The sequence below is a fragment of the Rhizobacter fulvus genome (genome assembly GCF_964020785.1).
In genome coordinates this window covers 354,758-376,148 of sequence record NZ_OZ224516.1, presented here as the reverse complement: position 1 = coordinate 376,148, position 21,391 = coordinate 354,758, and the positions used below count along the sequence as shown (strand labels likewise).

Genomic DNA, 21,391 nt, shown 5'->3' with positions numbered 1-21,391 from the left:
ACGAGCGATGAAAGATGAAAACGCACAGCATCTGCTTGCCAAGGTCATGGGCTGGCAAGACCAGGACGTTGTTCTGGACAAAGTCCCAGTTCTTCGCTTGTTGGCGGACTACAAGTACGACGGATACCAGCGGTTTGGCCCGGGTAAGCGGTTCGTTGAGAGCTTGGCGCTGTGGCTCAACCAGTTCGACATGCCCGACCGCGCTGCAGCCCTGGACTTCGTACTCGAGCGGCTCGTCTACGTGTCGGACAACGAACTTTCTCACCTCGTACAGCACGCGTATCCCGATGTCATCGTTCAGGAGCGAATTCGCCTGGTAGCCGAGGAGAAGGGCATTCCGACCTACCGGGTGGGCGAGATCGGTCGCGACCCTCGATTCGAGGAACTGCAGCTGAAGTCGCTGTATCTCGGATTGAGCGATGGTGCGCGCACCAACGAGCTGCGCCGCTTCAGCAGCGGTGAGATCAGCAACGAGCAAATCTGGCAGGCCTACGAACTCGGTGAGGCCAAGGCCGAAGACATGTTGGAAGCGCTTGGAAAGGCCCTCACCAAGGAGCCGGAGATCGCGCCGCCGGGGAACGAGGATATTTGGCGCCTGTACGACGCTGGCGAAAAGGCTGCAGCCGAGAGCCTCATCGACCTGCTGCGGGTCAAACCTGTCCCAGTTGCTTCACAGCCATTGCCGAAGTTCACGCTGGTATGGTTGATGGACGACTTTTCGGGGAGCGGCAACACCTACATCCGCTTCGACAGCAAGAAGAGCAAGTTCAAGGGGAAGATCAAGAAGATCTACGAGCGGCTTCATGAGGGTGACCTGATCGATACGTCACATTACGAAGTCTTCCTGCTGCTGTATGTCGCGACGCGACAGGCCATAGATCACATCGAGTACTGGTCGGAGCGCTTCACTTCCGAGAACAACTACAAGCCGTTGCAGGTGCGCGTGCTTTGCATCATCGAACCTGAAGTGGGATTGACGCACGGTGTGCCGCCGAGCCTGCAGGCCATCCTGAACAATCCCAGGTACTACGACCCGCTTGCCTTCGACGAGCACATCGAAGTGGGTGGCACAACCACGGCGCAGATGGGTTTCGCCGGATGTGCGTTGCCGGTAGTGCTGTCCCACAACACCCCGAACAACTCGGTCTACATGCTTTGGGGCTCCGAGGCGCACGGCTTTCCAGGTCTGTTCCCGCGGGTCAGCCGCCACAAGGAGTTCTGAGTGGCTTATCGGGCAAATCCATTTCTAGAAAGAATGTCGGAACGAACGTCCGATCAGGAGTTCGTACGACTGTTTTCGCCAAAGATTCTCGACAGGCTGCATGAGGATGCTTTCACTGGTGCCGTGCATCTGTTCACCAGTCCACCTGGTGGCGGCAAGACCACCTTGTTGCGCGCGTTCACGCCAACTGCGTTGCGCGCTTTTTGGAACGCCCGCGCCAGCCAAGACGAGTCGTATCAACGGCTGTTGACGCGCCAAGTCTTGCACGAGACCGATGGGCCGCAGTTCCTCGGGGTGCTGCTGTCATGCGCGTCTGGCTATGCCGACCTCCCGCCTGGTGCGTCGTTGGCGCAGGCCGGATTGTTTCGTGCATTGCTGGACTGCCGTGTCGTGCTCAGAGCTTTGCGCAGCCTTTCATCGCTGCTCGGCCACGCATCGACCGACCAGCTGATCGATATCCGGCTGGAGTACGACGACCTGGGCCGCGACCTCAAATCTATTCCTGCAGCGGAGTCGGCGATCGAACTGGTTCGCTGGGCAGAGGAGCGAGAGCGCGCGGTGTACGCCAAGCTTGATTCGCTCGTCGGTGACGCTTCGGCAGACCTTCCCGTGCACGTTCGCTTTGAAAGCGTTCTCTGGCTTCAATGTGTCCGCTTCTTACGTGGGGACAAGGTTGTAGCGCCGCGCCGGCTTCTGATGATCGATGACCTCCAGAAGCTTCGCAAGAGGCAGCGGACGCTGATGCTGGAAGAGTTCGTCGAACTGCGCCCGGCGGTCCCTGTGTGGCTGGCGGAGCGGAGCATCGCCTTGGGAGACGCGTTGATCTCACAAGGGGCTCGCGAGGGGCGCGATCTTCATCACTATCCGTTGGAAGATATGTGGGCCGGCAAGAGCGGGCAGCATCAGTTCACGACGTTCGCGCAAAGCATCCTTGACCGCCGCCTGGACGTGCAGCGAGCGATTCCAGCAGGCGCGTTTTCGCAGTACCTCGAAGATCAACTGACGCCTGACGACATCGGCGACGAGTTCGCGAAGGCAGTGCAGATCTTCGACAAGGAGATGGAGCGCCACCATCAGAACATCCGCTACATGGATTGGCTCGCGCGCGCCGACGAAGGGAAGAAGACGGTCAGTTTTGACAACTTGATTGCGCTGTACGTCACACGAATCCTGATCGCCCGATCGGAAGGGCGGCGGCAACTGAGCCTTGAGCTCGCGCCACTTCCGGCAGAGGAATTGGACGAGCGCGACGGCAAGGTGCTCGCCGCCGCTGAAATCCTGTGCCACGAAGACCTGAAGCTTCCCTACTACTACGGTGTCGATCGGCTCTGCGCGCTGGCCACCACCAATGTCGAGGAACTCCTTGCCATAGCGGCAAGTCTCTACGACGGGATGCAAGCCAAGCAAGTGCTTCGGAAGCAGCCCGACCCGAGACTGTCCCCGGCTGAGCAGGAGCGACGTATTAAGGAAGCCGCGAAACGCAAGCGTGATTTCATTCCCAAGAGCCACACGGAGGGTACGCGAGCGCAAGGCCTGCTGGACTCAATCGGGCTCTTCTGCCGGGACAAGACATTCCAGATCGCGGCGTCGTACGCGCCCGGCGTCACGGGCATCCGGCTCACACGCTATGAATTGGGCAGACTGCGTTCCGAGCAGGCCAAGACATCCGAACCCCATGCCTTGCTGGGGCGTGTGCTGGCGGAATGCGTCGCCGAAAACCTGCTGACGACGCGCGACAGTGCAGCCAGCACGTCACGGGAGGAAGGTACCGTGTTCTACCTGAATCGCGCGCTCTGTGCGTACCACGACTTGCCATTGCAATATGGCGGCTGGCAAGACGTCTCGGCCGAAACCCTGATCGGGTGGATGGATCGGCCGTCTGTGTCCAGCAAGCGTCGGTCGCTGGAGATGCTGCGATGACACTGTGGAATCGCTACGTGTTCCGCCGCGGCGCGGAAGTACAGGACATGTGGGATCAGATGTACCAGCAGCGGCGTCTCGCCGGCAAAGGCATCCGACTGTTATATGTAGGCGGGCGGGGGTTCGATCTGCGGGCGCAGGCCGTGATGGATCGGTTTATCGGCAGCGTTACGTCGTCGGGATGCGTGGTCGAGAAGGCTGAATTGCTGCTTGTCGCCTTCAGCGGTTACCAACTGAGCGATGAGCTTAGAGACGAAACGACCGCGAACGCAAACGCCCTGGAGGCGAAGTTCGCGGCGATTGGTACGGCTCGAACTGTAATGATCGGATCCAGCGCCGAGGGCGAAGACGACCTCAGCGCTAGTAACGCGTTGCGATTGGGAACCGAAGAGGTACTGCGGGCAGTCTGCGACCAGACGGACATCGTGCTCGACGTTAGCTCGTTGCCCCGCATCGCCTACTTGTCTTTGATGCTCGCACTGTTGCAGCGACTGGTTCCGAACCGTGATGGACCGGCCCCACTGGCAGCGTCAGGCATCAACCTCCAGATTCTTGTAGGTGAGGACGCCGACCTCGACAGCAAGATCCAATCGGAAGATCCAAGCAACGAACTGGTCCTGATACCCGGGTTTGCCAGCGCGCTGCAGACTGAGAGTACGCGTGACTGGCCGCTCGTGTGGTTTCCGGTGCTTGGCGAGAATCGCGTTTCGCAGTTGCAGAAGGTGATGGACGACCAAATTCCGACCTCGGCCGAGATCTGCCCAGTGCTGCCTCACCCTTCAAGGGATCCGCGTCGAGGAGATCGGCTGTTGATCGAATACAAAGGGCCGCTGTTCGACGCTCGCGAAACACCCTTGACCAACGTGCTGTACGCGCATGAGAGCAATCCGTTTGAAGCCTACCGCCAACTTCTTGGCGCCATGAAGCGCTACAAGCGAAGCCTGAGCGTTATCGGGGGCTGCCGTCTCGTCGTGACCCCACTTGCAAGCAAGCTGATCACCTTGGGGGCCGCACTCGCGTGTTACGAAATGAAGCTCGACATCGTCAATGGTGACTACGGCGTTGCGATTCCGTACGCGGAGCCGAAGCGGTATGTCATTTCGTTAGCTGCGCTGCGCGCATCCAAACCTGACGTGACGGCAATCGTCCTCACTGGCGAGGCTTACGCGTGATCGATCGATCGCGCTCTGGCATCAGGTGATGGATTCCAGAGTCTCAAAGCGTTATGACTGACAGCTCAGACTAGCCCGGCGGAGTCCCGCGCCTGTTCGACTTGAATAATGATCCGCCAAAGTAGTCAGACCCTGGGCCGTCTCTCAACTACATCGCGCAAGTTGGGCGCGAGGCCCGGCCAGAAAGCAAGGAGTGATGGATGTGGAATGACGTCGAAGCGAAGATCGATCTACTGAATTTCTCGCACATAGCCAAGGCTGCCGCGCAGTTAATTCAGGACTCCGGCGGCGAGCCGCTGACCATCGGCGTGTCTGGAAACTGGGGTAGCGGTAAGTCGTCGCTGGTCAAGATGATCGGTGCCGAACTGAGGGCCAAAGCAGGAGATGAGAAGTACATCTTTCTGGAGTTCAACGCGTGGCTCTACCAGGGCTACGACGACGCACGGCAGGCGCTGCTTGACGCTGTAGGAGACAAGCTGGTCGCGGTGGCCGAATCACGTAAGACAGCCGTGGACAAAGCCTGGGGATTCGTCAAACGCATCAAGCTGCTGCGCGTTGGCCGCATGTTGGCGCCGATCGGCGTCCAGGCGCTGATCGGCGGAACTTTAGGCGGCCCCATCGGGGCCCTCGTGGGCGCGGTCAGCGGCCTGGTCCAAGCGAGCACGGTCGCCGCAGAGGATATTGAGAAGGTCAAGACAGCCTATGGCGAGCTGCAACCGGAACTGGCCGGCCTGCTGAAGGAAAAGAGCGAACAGTCTCTGCCCAAAGAGATCGAGGCGCTGCGGGGCGCTTTTAGGGAGCTGCTTAAGGAACTGGACGTCACCCTTGTCGTGCTGGTCGACGACTTGGACCGGTGCCTGCCGGATACGGCGATCCACACGCTCGAAGCCATGCGGCTGCTGCTGCACGTCGAACGCACTGCCTTCATCATTGCCGCCGACGAAGGAATGATCCGCAGTGCAGTCCGCTCGCACTTCAAGGATGCCGAGATCAGCAACGAGCTAGTCACGAGCTACTTCGACAAATTGATCCAGGTGCCACTGCAGGTCCCCCGCCTGGGCAACACCGAGGTCAAGGCATACCTCGTCCTGCTCCTGGCCGATCTGGCTCGTCGGCGTGGGCAAATCTCCGAACAGGCGATGAAGGATGCGCAAGAGAAGGTGTTGAAGTTGGCGACGTCAGGCTGGTCCGGTCTGTCGGCAACGGACATTCGGACGGCTTTCGGAGCTTCGGCGACCGGCGTGGTCAAGGAAATAGACTTGGCGGACCAACTCGCGCCGATTCTGGCGAGCGCCGAACAAATCTCGGGCAACCCTCGGTTGATCAAGCGGTTTCTCAACAACTTGTTGATCCGCGAATCCATCGCGAAATCACAGAACATGACCATCGGCTTCCCCGAACTGGTGAAGCTGCAGTTGTTCGAACGCTGCGCAAGCGCGGCTGGTTTCGAGCATCTGGCGAAGGCTGTCGCAGCGAGCGACGACGGCAAGGTCAAGTTCTTGGCTGAATTGGAGACCTCGGCTGGCAAGGGCGAAACGTGGACAGCGCCCTTCGCAGTGGCCACAGGTGTTCTACGAGCAGTGGGTCAAGCTCGCGCCGCCGCTGGGCGATGTCGATCTGCGCCCGCTGATGCATTTGAGCAGGGACCGCAAGCCCGCGGTCGCTGCGTACGACGAGCTTAGCCAGGACGCCCAAAAAATGCAGGCGGCGCTTCTTGGAACCGAGTCGGTCATTCCTACTCTCATCGATCAAATCAAGGCATTGGGCGAGCAGGAAGCCGAGCGAGTACTCAATCGGCTGGGTCGTAAGGCGCGGAACGATCAGTTCACGGCGGCTTCAATTGGTCGCTGTCTGAACCTCACCAAGGCGTTCCCAACGTTAGGCCCGCAACTCGCCCTCTTGCTGGGTGAGATTCCGGCCAGCCGCCGGCCCAGCGAGCTTGTCCCGCTGCTGCGAAACGAACCGTGGGCGGCAAGCGAACTGCAGACTTGGGCTGATGACTCCGCCACGCCTACGCTGGTAAAAAAGGCGATCGCGGCCACGAAGGTGAAGGCGTAGTGGGAACTTCAGCCTCCAGCGCCGGGCCCGGCGCCAACGTCTCCTTCGACCCACCGTGGCTCAATGACATCCCGGTCGGTGGGCCAGGCGAGGGCGATGGTGTCGACGGCGGTGCGACAGCACCCACGCCGCCAACCGCCGATGGGGTCGCGCCAGCTCAGCGGTTTCGAGGTGCGCGCACCAGCCTCGGCACGTTTGCCCGCAATGGCGACACCCGGGCGCTCGGACGCGCGGCCGGCCACTATTCGCGGACGGGAATGGGAGGTGCGCGCAATGTCGCGGCGCGCATGCGCACCTCCACAAAAGCTGCCGCTGGACTGGGCTCGTTTCTTCAAGCGACAAGGGAGCGATCAGATCCGCAGATCAACCAGTGGATGGATGCGCTGCGCGCGACAAATCCTTCCGCACAGACCGTCATCGACGCCATCGTTTCCCAGATTCTTCCAGAAGGTGGCAGCGTCGACGAAGAGTCTGCCAAGGACTCGATGGCGCAGGCCCTGTCCGAACTCATGGTGCTCGACCCCCAAGTCGATTTGCTGACGCTACAGGATGCGCAAATCTGGACGCTGATGCAGCTGTACCTGGGCCACGAGGCGTGCAATCGCATGTACGCCGATATCGGCCAGTTGTTCGAGAGTGCACGTTTCGATCCTGCCGTCGTCGTGCAGCGGACCAGTGAAATGCGCAGCTTCCTGAAGAATGCGGTCGCAGCTCAGTTGGACACCCTGAGGCAGGCGACGCCGAATCCCACGCGCCAACAACTGGAGACCTTGCTGCACGACGCGGTGCAAACAACTTTCACTGTCTTTGAGGATTCGCTATGAATCGGGTCATCTGTGTTCCTCAGCAGGCGTTGCCGGCCCAGTTGGAGCGCGGAGCCGTGTACTACTCGATGTACACGCACTCCCAGCGCCAGGACGTCGGCTCCGTGGCGACGGGCTTGCTGGACGACCTCGAGTTAAAGGGCGTCTATCCGAGCCTTGCCGCCTGGGACTTCGCGACATTCGCCTTGTCTGTAGGTGCGGCGGACCTGGCCGTGCAGCGCGGCAGCAGTGCCGATGGGTGGACTCGCATGATCGAGCTGGACGTCGCCCTTCAGGACCCGGCACCTTTCACGCTGAAGAAGCGCGACATCGAGGAGATGCTGCGCTTTCTCACAGGAGACTTCTGGCATGTGCGGTTTCTCGACGGGGGACGCCCCCGGCCTCAGTCCACCGCGCCCGCCAGGTTTGACGCAGACTGTGTTTGCCTGCTGTCGGGCGGTATGGATAGCCTGGTGGGCGCGATCGACCTCACGGCGATGGGCAAGAAGCCACTCTTCGTTTCACAGCTGGTAAAGGGCAACAAAGAGGACCAGCACTACTTCGCGCGCAAACTTGGTGGAGCAGACCGGCATCTGCTCTGGAACATCAACGTGCGATCGACGGTGGAGCATGAGCTGTCGACTCGCGCCCGCTCTATCGTGTTTTACGGCTTCGCCGCCATGGCAGCATCCGCTCTGCCGGACATCGACCCACTCTACATCTACGTGCCGGAGAACGGATTCATCAGCCTTAACATTCCGTTGAACCCTGGCCGGATGGGCTCGCTCAGCACGAAGACGACTCACCCAGTTTTCTTGAAGCATCTGCAGAAGTTGTGGACTGCGCTGGGAATCGCCGCCACGCTCCACACACCCTACAAGCACATGACCAAGGGCGAGGTCCTCGTGAACTGCTATGACCAGCCACAGATGTGCCAACTCATGCCCAGGACGACGAGTTGCGGGAAGTACGGCCGCCTCAACCAACAGTGCGGCAGGTGCTTTCCATGCCTCGTGAGAAAGGCGGCGTTTTTCCGTGCCGGCATGCCCGATCCGACCCCAGGCTACTACCACGACGATCTTCAAAATGGGGCACCGGCCGGCAACGCGAACGACACGAAAGCCGTCGCCATTGCCTATCTGCGGTATCGCAGTGAGGGCATTCGGCCACTGGCTGCCGGTGCGCTGACTTTTGCCGCCCCTTCCGAGCGCGCTGGCTACCAACGTGTCGTCGAGGCCGGCATCAGCGAACTGGGAGCCTATCTTGAGCATGAATGCATCATTTGATCGACTTTCACAGCCATCTGGACCTCTACCCGAACGCCTTGAGCCTTCTCCCGCGCGTGGCGCGGGAGAACGTCTTTACCCTCGTCGTTTCAACTAGCCCGAAGGCTTGGCTGGCCACATCGAAGGTTTTCGCCGGTTACGCCAACATCAAGATTGCGCTGGGACTCCATCCAGAGATCGCGGTGGCAAAGGCTGCGGAGAAGGACTTGTTCATCAGTCTCATCGCACAGGCTGAGTACGTCGGGGAGGTTGGCTTGGATGGCTCACCGCGCTTCAAGGCGTCATTGCCTGTCCAGCGGACGATTCTGGACGCGGTCCTTGCCGAATGCGAGCGCGTAGGCGGGCGTGTCATGAGCCTGCATTCGCGCGGCGCTGCCGACCAGGTGTTGGATGCACTTGCAGCGCATCCCAAGGCGGGCACACCAGTGCTGCATTGGTTCTCCGGCACGAACAAGCAGCTGAGTCGAGCGGTGGAGCAGGGCGCGTGGTTCAGTGTCGGCCCCTCGATGATTGCCAGCGAAAAGGGCCGCCAGCTTGTGGCTGGAATGCCTAGGTCACGCCTTCTGCTGGAAACCGATGGGCCGTTCGCGACCAAACCTGACGGGGCGCCTTGGCTTCCCTGGGAGACGACGGACGTGATGACGGTGCTGTGCGATGCGTGGGAGATGCATCGAGAGCACGTGCGTGATCAGTTGCTCTGCAACCTGAAGGTCATCACAAGGAGGGGCATATGAGTTCCGCGTCGCGGCTCGCGGACGGCCAAGTGCTAGGCACGACCGTCACGCCGTCGAAGTGACCGAGAGAGCCTCATGTAGGCCATGGGGGGCGACGTACCGCAGGTCGAAGTTCGATTTGCTCGCCCCTGGTTGACGATGGTGTCGAAAACGTCGCTCCCTCACTGCGAATCGCGCCACCTCCCGCGCCAGCAAATGGTGGGTAGGCCTGATGGAAACAGCGACGATAAAGCTCTATGTGAATTGAAGCCAAGCCCTTTTCTTTGCTTTGCCAATACTGGGCAGATGCGTATCCTGTCGCCCACAGGGGCCAGTTCAAAATGCGAAAACTCACCTTCATCGGCTTCGTCGCACTGGGCGCATTGATCGGCCTGCTCTCGGCCGCCAAGGACGATTGGGCCACGCGAGTCGTCATGATCGCCATCGGCGCGCTCGTAGGTACGGCTATCGGCGGTGGATTGACTCGTATGGGGTCCCGGAAACTTCCCAAGCAATCCTCGTGGTTGGACGAACCGCACGGCCAAGGCACGCCTGAGGATGAGCTGGTGCGGAACTATTGGCGCGACCGGGGACATGCGCCTTTCATGAAGCCGCCGGAGCCGCTGCCAGACAGGCATGTCTTCGACCCGGACAAGCTGGACTGACTACTTTTTCAGAAGACCCTTCACAGCGTCTTTGACGTTGTCCACGGACGCACCTGCATCTTTGGCAACCTGCTTGCCCGATTGCTTCAGCAGCGACTTTCTGGTGGCGAGCGTGCCGTCGTCGTTTTTTACGATCTCCGTCTTGGAGTCGAAGGCGGCGCTGCTGGCGTCGGCGCTTGAGCGTATCTGGGCGCCTCGAGCTCGCACTTCATCGCGTATGGGCGACGCTGCGGGAACCGGTTGAGCTGGGGGCGCCGTGTTCCCGAAGCGGGACACTCGTTGGTCATTGTCGCGGCGATGACCCCCGATGTCTGGAGTCAGTGCCGCGTCACCTCGTGTCTGATCGTGTAGGGCGCGAAGCTCCCCGAACGACGTGGGCAGTGCCGTGCCATCAGAAAACACGCGGTTCGGACGCAAGGACTGTCTGGCCAGTTCCGACGCCATCAGCGCGTGTGCGGCGGTGCTGTCACCGCCATACTGCTCCGCGTATCGGGTGAACATCTCCAGGTTGTGGGGATCCTGCGCAATGTCGATGGAGATGGTCTCGCCCCTCTCGTAGGCGGCCGACACGCGCTCGGCAAAGCCGGTTCGCTCCCCGAGACTTGCCTCGGCGCGCGCGGAGCGTGCCGTCGTGGAGGCGAGCCGGGATGCCATGTCACGCGCATCGCGCGAGTCACTGGTGATCGCGCTCATGACGCTGGCATCACGGGACACCCTATCACCGAACTGTTTGAACTCAGCCAACTGCTCACTGCTCATAGCGCTGAGCACCTTGCGCTCGTCGGCTGTCAGCGACGATTGGTAGGCCTTGCCTGCGTTGGCATGCACCGACGCACTCGCGAAGCCGGTCTCCAAACCCAAACGTCCCGACGCACCGAATGCGATGCTGGCGACTTGAGATTGCGAGAGGCCGGTGCTGTCAGCCACACCTTTTGCGATCTGTTCTAGGCGGTTCAGTGTCTCCCCCACCTGTTCGAAGCTGCTGGACGTGGATCCGCTGCTGCTGCGCGACGAACGCATCTTGGTCAACCCGCGCGTGAAAGCTTCCGACAAGATGGTCGAGCGCTCGGTATTGGCTGCGACCGCCTCGCTCCGCGCCGCGCTGACCTGCCGACTGGCGTCCGTGACGTCCTGCTCCGACACCCGCATCGACACGACGCGCGACGCGTACCCTTGGTTGCGCAACAAGCTGACGGCCGTGCGACCCGTCAACACATTCGACGAGAACGTGTTCCCCGTCATGTCGTTCTGCAGACTGCCCATGAACGCCGACGTGCGATTCGGCGCCAACTGCAACTGGTCCATCGCCAGGTTGCCCATGCTCACGTTGCCAGTCGCCGCCGAGCCCGTGCTTCCGGACAGCGTCCCCTGCAACCCGGACAGCCCACCCACCAGCGCCGTGCCGAAGTTCTCCATGCGCTTGAGTGCCGCCCACGCGATGAACGGAATGCTGATCGCCAGGTAGCCCACGATCGCCTCCCCCGAGATGGCGCCCGAGTAGATGGTCGAAGCCGTTTGCAGCGACAGGGCCTTGACCCCGCTGCCAAGGTCAGCCGCAGCTGCCAGGTCATACGCCGCATAGACCGAAGCCATGTAGTTCAGCACTGCGTACAACGGCGGCCATAGCTGGATCCAGATCAGGATCGCCGCGTAGCCCTTGAACGCGATCATCGTCTCGCGTCCGCTGGTCAGCAGGAGCAGCAGCACCAGTAGCGGAAACAGCGCATAGGTCACCGCCTCGATCACGTTCCTGAACACCGGCAGCGCCTGCTCGGCCACCTTGCCGTAGTTCAGCCAGGTCGCGTTCTGCTGGGCCGTCGCCTGGGCCCGGCCGACGGCCAGCACCATCGCCGCCGGATCGTTGACCTTCTGTCCGATGATGTTGCTGGTGTCGTTGATCGCGTTGATGACCGCGTTCTGCCGGATCAGGTCTGCGGCCGTGGCCGCAGCGTCGGCGATGCTGTTCTTCAGGTAGGCCTGCTGGATCTGCCCTGCGATCACGCCGGCGGCTGTCGCGGCCGGCAGCGTCGGGTTCAGCGCAAACGCGAGCTGTCCCTGGATCTTGGTGATCTGTGCCGGCAGCCGCCCATTGAGGCTGATGTACACGTTCGGACAGGTCTCCACATTGATCGCGCCGCCGCCGGTCAAGGTGCTGAAGCGCGCCGGGTTGGGTGTCGCCATCAACGCCCACACGTCCGCCGACGCCGAGAACGTCGCCGGGTCGAGCGTGCCGTCGACCAGGTCGTACATCGTGCAGTTGTTGATGTAGTTGATCAGGTCGGTACGGAAGTTCGGATCCTGGAACACGACCTTGCCGGTGTCCCGAATCAGGCGGTTGCCGAACATCAGTCCATGCTGCTCATAGGTCAGCTCGGCCGGCAGCCCGCCGACACCGGGAATCACCTGGAACGCGGTTTCGAAGAGTCCCGTCAGCGTGTGACCGATCGTGCTGGTCAGGCTGCCCAGCACCGCGACGCCGAAGGGTACGTTGCCAACCACCTTGACGGCCGAGCCGCCGGTCTTGTCGACGACGCCGACCGTCACCTTCGGAACGATCAAGATGCCGAAGACCAGCAGCACGGTCGCCAGCCACTTCCAGCCCTGAAGCTTCTCCGGCGCGAAAGCATAAGCGAGCAGCGCTGCCACGAAGCCGCAGAACGCTACCGCCGCCAGCGCCGCGGCATAGTCGGTCGACGCATGGATGGCCGCGGCCGCGTTGAAGATACCGAACAGGCTGTCGGCATTCTGGTAGGCGTAGATCTCCCACATGGCTCGGTCACTGAGTGGCGAACGAGCTCAGCGGGCCAGGTAGGCGGCCCGGTGGCCGAGCATGTCCATCACGTGCTGCGGCATGCTGGAGCGCAACTGCCGTTCGAGCTGCTCGAGGTGGCTGGACACGGCGCGAAAGGAGCCCACCTTCTGGTACAGCGCGTTCTTCTCCTGCGCGATCTGCTGCAGTACGGCCTGTGCCCGCTGCCTGACCACGATGGCCTGCTCGCGTTGTCCCTGCTGCAACAGGTAGTCCTTGTCGAGCGCGGCCATGCCTAGGCGCAGGTTGCGCTCCAGGAAGACGTAGGCGTAGTCGGCGGCGATGACGTCGCGGTACTGCGCGATCAGGCTGTCGCTCAGACCCGAACCCGGGATGCTGGCGCCGATCGAGAGCATCTTGTAGACCGGCTCCGTCGTCTGGTTTACGAACCCCACCTCGGCCGAGTTGTTCGCGATGGCCGTGCGGGTCGCGATCTTGTCGGCGATCGAGCGCATCATGTTCTCGACCAGCGCGGTGAAGGGCGTGCTGGTGTACCCGGTGTTCAGCGTCACGACGTCGCAGTTGGCGTAGTCGTTGCAGCGCAGCAGGTGCTGGGTCACGTTGGTCCCTGTGCCGGTGGCTTGGCCATAGAGCAACTGGCTGATCGACGTGATGGTCGGCGCGATCGGTTCGGGGTCGCGCGCCGCATCTTCGGGATAGAAGATGACGGTGCCGACGATGCTCATGATCAACTCGCGCTCTTGATCGTCGAGGTAGGTGCCGGCACGCTGCAGCGCCTTCCAGGTTAGGTTGCCGACGAACGGCGCCTTGTTGCGCACACCGGCATCGCTTGACGAACGGGCCGATGCGAGGATGCTCGGCCGGTCGGTGGCGCAGCGCCGGCGTGCGGCATCGCGATCACTTTCCAGGCCCATCTCGATGGCCAAGTCGGCGCAGGTCTCCTGCGAGCTGTAGCCGGCGGATTCTGCAGCCGTGCTGACGATCGCCTTGGCGGTCTCGCAGGAGTTGATGCGTGCGTTGTTGATCCAGGTCTCCAAGCCCTTCGCCCACTTGGTCAGCCCGCCCAGCAGTGGCGAGACCGCTTCCAGGGCGAGCTGGAACGCGATGCCGGGCAGCGCGGCCGTGATGTTCTTCAGCATGTTCTTGAACTCTTCGGCCGAGATGTGCGAGAACGAGCCGCCGAAGACGTCGATGCCGCCGCAGCCGGCCTTGGCGCTCGGGAACTGGATCGCGGCGAGCTGGTAGACCTTGTTCGGCGAACGAATGAAGAAGCTGCCACCGGTGTAAGTGTTAAAGGTCTGTCCGCGGAAGGCCCCGGGCGCGGTGTAGTTGCCGATCGCACCGAGGTTGTTGAACATCGTGTTCACCTCGGCGTTCAGATCGCCGGCGTGCAGCGACGGAGACTGCAGGACCAGTGCGAGGGACGCAACGGCGATACAGGTGCGACGGAGAGGCGAGCGGACCATGAGGCACTCCTGGAAAGCTAGGGCAGGGCGACCTGCCGTGTGGCGCTGGGCACCATGGCGTCGTAGCCAGGGGCAGAGACGGCAGTGATGCGCTCGAGCAGTTGCGCTTCGGACAGCACGCCGAAGCCGATCGGCGTGATCCTTCCGGTGAAGGGCTGGGCGAGGTAGACGGCGGGGACCTGGGTCACCCGCAGCGCGGTAGCGATGCCGTTGTCGCGACGCGCGTCGGGGAAGCCCGGCATCGCGCCGCCATCGACGCTCACCGACTCGATGCGGATGCCGTGGCGGGCCTGGAACGCCTCCAGCGTCGGCGCGAAGGCATGGCAGTAGGGGCAGTCGCCACGGAAGAAAAATATCAGAACGTGGTCACGGCCCAGCTCCGCGATCGAGCGCGAACGGTCCGCCAGCTGCTGCTGTTCGAACACCTCCAGCGCCTTGGCGTTCACTGGTCGACCCTGCAGGGTGGGATCGAGCTCCGGCGTCGACCAGGCGACACGCTGCGCCACGTCGGCGAAGGTTGAAGCCCGCGCGACCACTTGAGCTTCCAGCTCCATGTAGCGGCGCACGTTGGCTTCGGTCGGCCGCATGATCGCGATGTTGCGGACGTCCTCCAATGTCTTCTGCAGGCGCTCGAACTCCACGAGCTCCGGCGCCTTGGCCGACGATGGGGCTGGGGTGGTCTTGGGCGCAGCCGAAGACGGCTTGGGACGTGGCGGAGGCTGGCGCTCCAACTCGGGTTCGGGATCCTCGTAGAAGTGCCAGCCGCGCCAGGCGTCACCCCAGAATCGATCCGGCAACTCTCGAGGCTGGGCCTGGGCCTGCGCGAGCGCCGAGACGAATAGCAGCGCGGTTGCGAGGAGGTGGCGTATCGTCATCGTGCACCTCAGTTCAGCGACTTCGGCGGCAAGCCGTCGCGGCAGTAGTTGATGCCGAAGTCGATGGTTTGGCGGCGGGGTGCCGGGACGCCCGGCAACTGCACGCCGTCTTGCCAGAAGCGCACTTTCAGGCGGCTGCAGCCCGCCTGGGCGTAGCGGCGCTCCGTGCTCACGTCGATGTAGATCGGCGTCGTCCCCTTGAAACGCTGCGTGATCGCGTCCGCGATCTCACCGGTCAGGGCGCCATGTGCCTGCCCGTCGGCGGCGTCGATGGCGGCGACCAGCAGTGATCGCGCGTCATACACGGAGACACGCTGCTGGGCGAGGGCCTGCCGCGAGCACAGGGCCGCCGCAACCACCAACAAGGCGAGCCGAGATCTCATTGGCACCTCCCTTGCCCGTAGTAGCAGGTGGGTACCCGGCCCGCGCTGTTGGTCTGCAGCGCTCCGACGTCCGGCATAACCGGCACGAGCGACGCATAGAACTCCGACAGGTCCATTGCCGCGAAGTCCAGCGACTGCAGCTGCGCGATGGTGAAGCCCGAGCAGTCCGGGCTCTCGGCACCGCCCCAGCCCTTGCCGACCTGCGCACGCCCCTGTTCATTGACGATGCGCGCAAGCATCGAGTTGAAGCAGCACTTGGACGTCGTGTGCTCGATGCAGGAGACGCAGGAGCCGAAGATGCGAATGCACGACGAGCACCAGGTGCCGATCGTGTGGCAGAGCCTGGCCCCTTCCTTCATCGCCAGCTTGCCCTCGTCCTCGTTGCAGGACATCATGGACATGATGATGTAGATGATCACGGCGATCACCAGCGACCAGGGGTCGAAGGCGATCACCATGCTCTCGCCCGCGTAGACGACCGCCGAACCGGCCGGCAACGCGGCTCCGTTGACCGCGACAGTGACGCCGTAGCTCGTGAACGTGCCGCTGAAGCCGCCGCCCAGCAGCAGCGCCGACATCCCTTGGTAGATGAACTGCTGGTTCTCTGAGTTCATCAGGATGTCGAAGACCAGACGCGATCCGGTTCCGAACAGGCTCTGGTTCGTCATGCCCGCGCCGGCGCCGTCCGAGTAACAGCAGTTCTTGAGCAGGCGGTCGCGGCAGCGGTTGTCCTCGCCCTTGAATACCTGCATGCGGTCGGTGTCGAGATAGACCCCCGACTCGCGCGCTGCCTCCAGCATCGACATGCTGCGGCCGAAGTCGGCGTCGTTGGTGTAGCTGATGTCGAAGCAACTGCCCTGGAAGCAGAAGACGTTGGACGGGCAGTTGCTGGCGCTGGTGACGGTCTGCGCTGCGACGGGGCAGCTGTAGCCGTCGGCGTAGACCTCGCACGCGCCGGTCGCCGCATTGGTTCGCTGGCAGGTTGACGAGGTCGGCGTGCAGCCACTGGCGACCAGCGGCGCGCACTGGTCGAGCGGCGCGGCGCTGCTGCAGCTCATCGTGCTCTGGTATTGCCAGCAGTCGCGTGTCACGGCGACGCCGTCGACCACCTTGGTGGCGGGACCATCCACGCAGACCGATGCCGAGCTGACCGTGCAGCGCCCGCCGTCGGCCAAGGCCGGGCATTGATCGTCCCAGCGGTCGGTCTCGGCGACGGCGGTCAGCGGCTTGGTGTAGCTCAGCCGCATCGTCGGGATCGGACCGTAGGCAGGATTGGGATCCCAGCTGATCACTGCCCGGTCGCCGTCGATGTTCCAATAGGTGCCCGGAACCGTGCCGGTGATGTCGATCCCCGGATAGGGTGTCCAGCCTCCTGCCGGGGCGTAGCACTTGCTGCCGTCCAGCACGGTGGTCGTGCAGCCGTTGTCACCCTGGCAGACGGTGTCCTGGATGTTGTCGCCGCTCTGCGTGCCGGCGCGGCAAGCGGCGTAGCGCTTCAGGAAGGGTTCGACGCTGGTGCAGGTGTAGCCCGAATCACCACTCCCCGTGCAGGTCTCCTGCGATTCCGCGGCGATCATGGCGGTCAGGCTGCAGGTCGTGCCAGCGCAGGATTTGTCGGCCACCCAGACGCCGGTGCGGATCGGCTGGCCCGTCATCGAGGAGTAGCTGGTCGACAGCACCGCGACCATCTGCGGGAAAACGACCGGCGTCGTCATGTCCACGTCGAAGAAGGCCAGCGGCGAGCCGTCCTGGGTGACGCGGAAGTGTTGGGCCGTCTCGGGGCGGTCGGGTGTGCACTGCGCGTCAAGCCCGGTGCTGCCCGAGCCAGCGTGAGCGAACCAATCGCCTGGCGTGCAGTTCGTCGTGCGATCGATGCCTACCGACAGAGTCCTCGCGCAGCTGTAGTTGCCGACCCCGACGTAGCGCAAGCAGCTCTTGGTCTGCGTGCCGGCGGGCTGGGTCGTCGTCGTGGTCGTGCAGCCGCTGTAGTAGGACGCGAGGCTTTCCAGCACTGAGGAGGGGCTGCGCACGATTCCCTGTGCGGCCAGCACGGCGGGGTCGTTGGCGCTGACCGCTGGGCGCGGCGTGTTGGCCGAGCTCAGCGCACCGCGCTGCGCCTGGCACACCGGGTCATTCGGCATCGTTGCGCACAGGGCCAGTCGCGCATTGCCTTGGGCGGCCAGATTGGGTTGGCGGTAGTAGGCCGACTCGGCCGGCGTGGTCGTGTAGCCGGGAACGACAGCCGTGGCATTTGGCGCCGTGACGCTGCCACGCGCGACGGGGTTGGAAGCCTGGCCCGCGGCAACGCCCTCTTCGTGCGGTCCGGCGACCGCAGCGGTCTGCGTCGCGATGAAGCAGATCAGCGTGAACCAGACGATGAGCTTGCGCATGGCGGCTCCTCAACCTTTGAGTCGCTTGAGGAAGCCGCTCGCGTCCTTCGCGAAGCCGGGCGCTGATCGCTGGAAGAACGACAGGGCATAGTCCAGGCTCACGTCGCCCGAAGCGGTGACGACCCCGTCGCCGGGCACACACAAACCGCCGGCGCAGGGCAGCGGCTGCATCCCGTCGCGCACCAGCACGAAGGTGGGCGTCTTCGTGATCGCGTAGCGGTCGAAGGCCTGCGGATCGATCTGTACCGCGACCTTGCGTGTGCCGATCAACTGCTGCACGCGCGCGACCGTGTGCACAAGGGATCCGTCGACCAGGCCCCGCAGCACCAAGGATGCCTGCGCCCGGGCGGCCTGATCGACCAATCGGGAAAGCGCTGCTTCGGGCATCGCGAAGCTGATGAAGACGAGCAGGACCGGGCCCGCCTTCGGGCTCAGCGCGGCTTGCCCGGTCTGCGCATCGAAGCCGCGCGCGAGCGCCTCCAGGTCCACGGGGGCTTGCGTCGCCGGTTTGGGCAACGCGTCGATGTTTGGCGTCGAAGGCACAGGCACCCGGCGCAACTCGGCATCCGTCGGCATGCGATTGCGTTCGCGGGCCCGCTGCACGTCCTGTTCGGTGATGCTCGGCTGCGACCGTTTGGCGCGTTCGATGTCCGCCTCGGTGACGGTCGGCGTTGTCTGCGCGTGCGCTGCGTGGATTGCCAGAACCTGGCCCAGCATCAAGCCCAGCAGCATGGCAAGTGCAGCCCATGAACGATGTCGATCAGTAGCCCACACAGCAGTTCCTTTTGCGAAACAACATGAACGCGAAGTCCTCGCCGCGCACCGGGTACTCCTTGCCGGCACCCCAGACGATCGTGCTGCGCCCGAACGGCTGGCAGCAGCGGCCGCTGTCCTTGCCGGTGTTGGGGATGGGGTAGGTGAGCTGGGTCTTGTAGGCGGTCTTGTCCATCGCGGGCAGGAAGTACGGCCCGCACAAGCCCGCTTGACCGTGCCAGCCCCAGGCCAGCAGCTCGCGGTGCATCTTGGCGGTCAGGCGCTGGGCCAGTAGCGCGGCCGTACGCACGCCACCCATGTGGTACGGCACGTGGCCGTCGAACGGGTAGATGCCGCCCTGGCAGCCGGCGCACCAGAACATCTCGGCGATGCCGAAGCCAGCGGTGGCCGCGACGCAGTCCGCCGCACAGGCCGCGATGGCCAGTGGATTGGCGAACAGCACGGCCTCGGGATTGAGGATCAAGGTCAACTCGTCGTCGTTCCACAGCGGATCGACTTCGGTCAGGTACGCCAGGTCGAAGGAGCCGCGTTCCAGGCAGGGGAAGTCGGTGACGACCTTCATCCAGTACAGGACCGGGTTGATGTAGAAGTGCGCTTGGTAGAAGCTGCCTCCGTCGCCATCGCCTTCCGGCCGAGTGAACCGGGCTGCCGACGGTGCGCTGATCCCGGGGTCGAGATCGACGCCGCCCAGCGACGCGAGGCAGAAGGGCTTGCGCACCGCCTCGACATGGCGCGCCGGCTCCCAGAATCCGATCGACAGGCCGATGGTTGGGTTGACCCCGCAGCTGCACACCGGGCTCGACGGATTCGGGATGTCTTCCTGGCCGTCGAAGTTGCCGACGGTCGCGCTGCCGATGCTGATCGGCAGGATGCAGGACCAGCAGATGTCGGTGATCGGGTTCGGGAACTTCCCGGTGCAGGTCAGGCTGTCCGACGCGTGCGACAGGGCGACGCTCAGCAGCATCACCAAGCCCAGGGCGAGCCGGACGGCAAAGGATCGACTATTCATCGCACCACCACCTCATCGATGCGCAGGTGCTGGCCTTCCTGCGACACCAGCGCAGGCACCTGCCGGATGCCCAGGCGCCGCGTCAGCACGCCCTGCTGGTCGTAGTAGACGGGGATGCGCCAGGACTTCATCAGGTCGAGGTAGGACCCGCCCGTCAGGATCGGCTTCACATGCCCCTCGTGGCTCGACATCAGCTCGCGGGCCCGTGCGACCTGACGGCGATCCCGCGCGTCGAAGAACAGCAGACGCTTGCTGAGCGACACCACCTCCAGCGGGTTCTTGCGCGTGCCGGTCGCAAACAGCAGCCGGCCACTGGCATCGACGATGTTGCGATCGAGCGTGAAGCTGGGGTCGACGTAGAAGGTGCGCGGTGTGTCGGTTGCATGCACGCCGGCCACCGGCGCTGGCTGACGCACGGCGTCGATCCCGCGCGTGCGCGCTTCGTCGATCAGGCGCTGCAGCTCGCCGCTGCGTTCCTTCTCGCGCAAGCGGCGTTCGATGTCGGCCAGCAGATGCGGTTCGGCGATGCCGTAGGTGGGACCGATGGCGCCGAGATCGACCGCGTGCGCGATCGATCCACAGAGCAGCGACACAACGGCCAGGCCGGGGATCACAGCAAACTTCATCGCCGGTCTCCACACGCGACACGCTGGCCCAACTCGGTGATCGCCTTGGCGTCACGGACTTGGCTTGCGCGGATCATGCCCATCAACACGGGATCGCCGCTGCCCGCCGAAGTCGCGCGACGCAACTCCGCGGTGGTGAGAGCGCGGCCGCAGCGCTGCTGAAACGCTTGCGCATAGGCCTGCGCACCTTCGCGGGCAGCGGGTGCGATCTGCTCGAGCAGGCCGAGGTAGTCGGCCATCGGCATGTCGGCATCCGATGGTGCGGACGATGGCTGGGCGGCGACCTTCGACGCCAAGAGCGCGGCGCAGGCGCACACGAGGATGGGATGGACGCGGTTCATCGGTGGGGCTTTCAGAAGAGTGGGATCACCGTGCCCAGCACCTGGTCGGCGCGCACGAGGCCGCTCGCGCGGTAACGCGAGTCGAAGGAGTCGGGGCTGGTGCCCTGCACGTAGTAGTGGCCGGCCGGTATCACCGTCGCGGCGATCGGGTCGAGCGGGCGACGGTCGAAGGCATGGATCTTGGCTGTGCCGACGACTTCGCCATTGACCGCGACCACGCGACCATTCACCGTCACCGTGTCTCCGGGCAGCCCGCGCACGATCTTAAAAAAGGGCTGGCCGTGCAGGCCGGGGTACTGACGCTGCGCTTCGCCGTCGAACGCGAAGACGATGTAGTCGCCGCGCTTCAGCTCGTGCGCGCCGTATTGCAGCCAGGCCATCCGGCAGGGCAGGCTGGGCGTCCAGTTGAACAGCACCGGCACTCGCGGTGTCGGATCGACGAAGAGCCGCAGGTACGCGAACGCCCAGATGGCGAAGACCGGCAGGTAGAGGTACCAGCGCTGCCGCATGTGGCGAAGCAGCAGGACCAGCGCTTGGCCCCGAGCGGAATGGACGACGTTCATGGCGCCTCCACCTTGCGCTTGAGGTGCGCCGTGAGGTCGACGGTGCGCGGCGTCGCGCCGGCCACCGCACTCTTGAGCACGACCAGGCAGCCACACTCGAGCGGCAGCTCTTCCAGGGCGAGCGGCAGGCGCTGCGCAAAGACGCGCGCCATCGCCATGGCTTTCTGGCGCTCGTCGTCGGAGCGGGCCTTGGTCAGGATCAAGGTGAACTCGGCTTCCTTTTGCCGATACACCTCGCCGACGTCGACCAGGCCCACGCGCAGCGCCTGCCGCACGACCCAGTGGTCGTAAGCGGCGATGGCCGCCGCCACGGCGAGCAAGGTCACCGCGGCCTGGAGCGTCAGGGACATGGCCG

20 protein-coding genes are annotated in these 21,391 nt (G+C 63.6%); 9 read left to right on the top strand and 11 right to left on the bottom strand.

Features of this window, described 5'->3' with window-relative positions; genetic code table 11:
* Positions 1–7: 7 nt before the first annotated feature.
* The 9 genes from ACWH49_RS01795 to ACWH49_RS01755 all read left to right on the top strand — a co-directional run bounded on the left by ACWH49_RS01795 (position 8) and on the right by ACWH49_RS01755 (position 9,839).
* On the top strand, positions 8–1,222 hold the full coding sequence (locus tag ACWH49_RS01795) for a phosphoribosyltransferase-like protein (protein WP_448169888.1): 1,215 nt from the start codon (positions 8–10) through the stop codon (positions 1,220–1,222).
* On the top strand, positions 1,223–3,142 hold the full coding sequence (locus ACWH49_RS01790) for an ORC-CDC6 family AAA ATPase (protein WP_448169887.1): 1,920 nt from the start codon (positions 1,223–1,225) through the stop codon (positions 3,140–3,142). It begins immediately after the preceding gene.
* Positions 3,139–4,314, top strand: coding sequence for a hypothetical protein (locus tag ACWH49_RS01785; protein WP_448169886.1), 1,176 nt, complete (start codon positions 3,139–3,141; stop codon positions 4,312–4,314). The genes ACWH49_RS01790 and ACWH49_RS01785 overlap by 4 nt, the downstream gene beginning before the upstream one ends.
* 200 nt (positions 4,315–4,514) lie before the next feature.
* Entirely contained in the window at positions 4,515–5,996 is a 1,482-nt protein-coding gene (locus tag ACWH49_RS01780; protein WP_448169885.1) for a KAP family P-loop NTPase fold protein, read from the top strand.
* Complete coding sequence (locus tag ACWH49_RS01775) at positions 5,881–6,372, top strand: hypothetical protein (protein ID WP_448174407.1); 492 nt, start codon at positions 5,881–5,883, stop codon at positions 6,370–6,372. Before ACWH49_RS01780 ends, ACWH49_RS01775 begins: the two co-directional genes overlap by 116 nt.
* Positions 6,372–7,196, top strand: a complete 825-nt coding sequence (gene qatB, locus ACWH49_RS01770; protein ID WP_448169884.1) for a Qat anti-phage system associated protein QatB — start codon at positions 6,372–6,374, stop codon at positions 7,194–7,196. Before ACWH49_RS01775 ends, qatB begins: the two co-directional genes overlap by 1 nt.
* Positions 7,193–8,461: a Qat anti-phage system QueC-like protein QatC gene (gene qatC / locus ACWH49_RS01765; protein ID WP_448169883.1), complete on the top strand. Its 1,269-nt coding sequence runs from the start codon at positions 7,193–7,195 to the stop codon at positions 8,459–8,461. The genes qatB and qatC overlap by 4 nt, the downstream gene beginning before the upstream one ends.
* Positions 8,449–9,195 carry a Qat anti-phage system TatD family nuclease QatD gene (gene qatD, locus ACWH49_RS01760; RefSeq protein WP_448169882.1) on the top strand — a complete coding sequence of 249 codons (747 nt, stop codon included), beginning with the start codon at positions 8,449–8,451 and terminating at the stop codon, positions 9,193–9,195. Before qatC ends, qatD begins: the two co-directional genes overlap by 13 nt.
* A 320-nt stretch (positions 9,196–9,515) precedes the next feature.
* On the top strand, positions 9,516–9,839 hold the full coding sequence (locus ACWH49_RS01755) for a hypothetical protein (protein WP_448169881.1): 324 nt from the start codon (positions 9,516–9,518) through the stop codon (positions 9,837–9,839).
* Here ACWH49_RS01755 and ACWH49_RS01750 read toward each other — a convergent pair whose 3' ends face one another.
* Genes ACWH49_RS01750 through ACWH49_RS01700 form a run of 11 tightly spaced genes read right to left on the bottom strand, consistent with a single transcriptional unit; the run spans position 9,840 to position 21,386 of the window.
* A complete protein-coding gene (locus ACWH49_RS01750; RefSeq protein WP_448169880.1) occupies positions 9,840–12,608 on the bottom strand; it encodes a conjugal transfer protein TraG N-terminal domain-containing protein in 2,769 nt (922 codons plus the stop codon).
* 27 nt (positions 12,609–12,635) lie between these two features.
* On the bottom strand, positions 12,636–14,075 hold the full coding sequence (locus tag ACWH49_RS01745; RefSeq protein ID WP_448169879.1) for a conjugal transfer protein TraH: 1,440 nt from the start codon (positions 14,073–14,075) through the stop codon (positions 12,636–12,638).
* 17 nt (positions 14,076–14,092) lie between these two features.
* On the bottom strand, positions 14,093–14,950 hold the full coding sequence (gene traF / locus ACWH49_RS01740; protein ID WP_448169878.1) for a conjugal transfer protein TraF: 858 nt from the start codon (positions 14,948–14,950) through the stop codon (positions 14,093–14,095).
* 8 nt (positions 14,951–14,958) lie between these two features.
* Positions 14,959–15,333, bottom strand: a complete 375-nt coding sequence (locus tag ACWH49_RS01735) for a hypothetical protein (RefSeq protein WP_448169877.1) — start codon at positions 15,331–15,333, stop codon at positions 14,959–14,961.
* Positions 15,330–17,723, bottom strand: a complete 2,394-nt coding sequence (gene traN, locus ACWH49_RS01730; RefSeq protein ID WP_448169876.1) for a type-F conjugative transfer system mating-pair stabilization protein TraN — start codon at positions 17,721–17,723, stop codon at positions 15,330–15,332. Before traN ends, ACWH49_RS01735 begins: the two co-directional genes overlap by 4 nt.
* A gap of 9 nt (positions 17,724–17,732) precedes the next feature.
* A complete protein-coding gene (gene trbC, locus ACWH49_RS01725; protein ID WP_448169875.1) occupies positions 17,733–18,455 on the bottom strand; it encodes a type-F conjugative transfer system pilin assembly protein TrbC in 723 nt (240 codons plus the stop codon).
* A gap of 28 nt (positions 18,456–18,483) precedes the next feature.
* The gene (locus ACWH49_RS01720) at positions 18,484–19,461 is read right to left on the bottom strand and encodes a TraU family protein (RefSeq protein WP_448174286.1); all 978 of its coding nucleotides are present in this window, start codon (positions 19,459–19,461) and stop codon (positions 18,484–18,486) included.
* A 41-nt stretch (positions 19,462–19,502) separates the two neighbouring features.
* Entirely contained in the window at positions 19,503–20,120 is a 618-nt protein-coding gene (traW, locus tag ACWH49_RS01715) for a type-F conjugative transfer system protein TraW (protein ID WP_448169874.1), read from the bottom strand.
* Positions 20,121–20,128: 8 nt separating this feature from the next.
* On the bottom strand, positions 20,129–20,473 hold the full coding sequence (locus ACWH49_RS01710) for a hypothetical protein (RefSeq protein ID WP_448169873.1): 345 nt from the start codon (positions 20,471–20,473) through the stop codon (positions 20,129–20,131).
* Positions 20,474–20,484: 11 nt separating this feature from the next.
* On the bottom strand, positions 20,485–21,036 hold the full coding sequence (traF, locus tag ACWH49_RS01705; protein ID WP_448169872.1) for a conjugative transfer signal peptidase TraF: 552 nt from the start codon (positions 21,034–21,036) through the stop codon (positions 20,485–20,487).
* Complete coding sequence (locus tag ACWH49_RS01700) at positions 21,033–21,386, bottom strand: hypothetical protein (RefSeq protein WP_448169871.1); 354 nt, start codon at positions 21,384–21,386, stop codon at positions 21,033–21,035. The genes traF (ACWH49_RS01705) and ACWH49_RS01700 overlap by 4 nt, the downstream gene beginning before the upstream one ends.
* Positions 21,387–21,391: the final 5 nt, after the last annotated feature.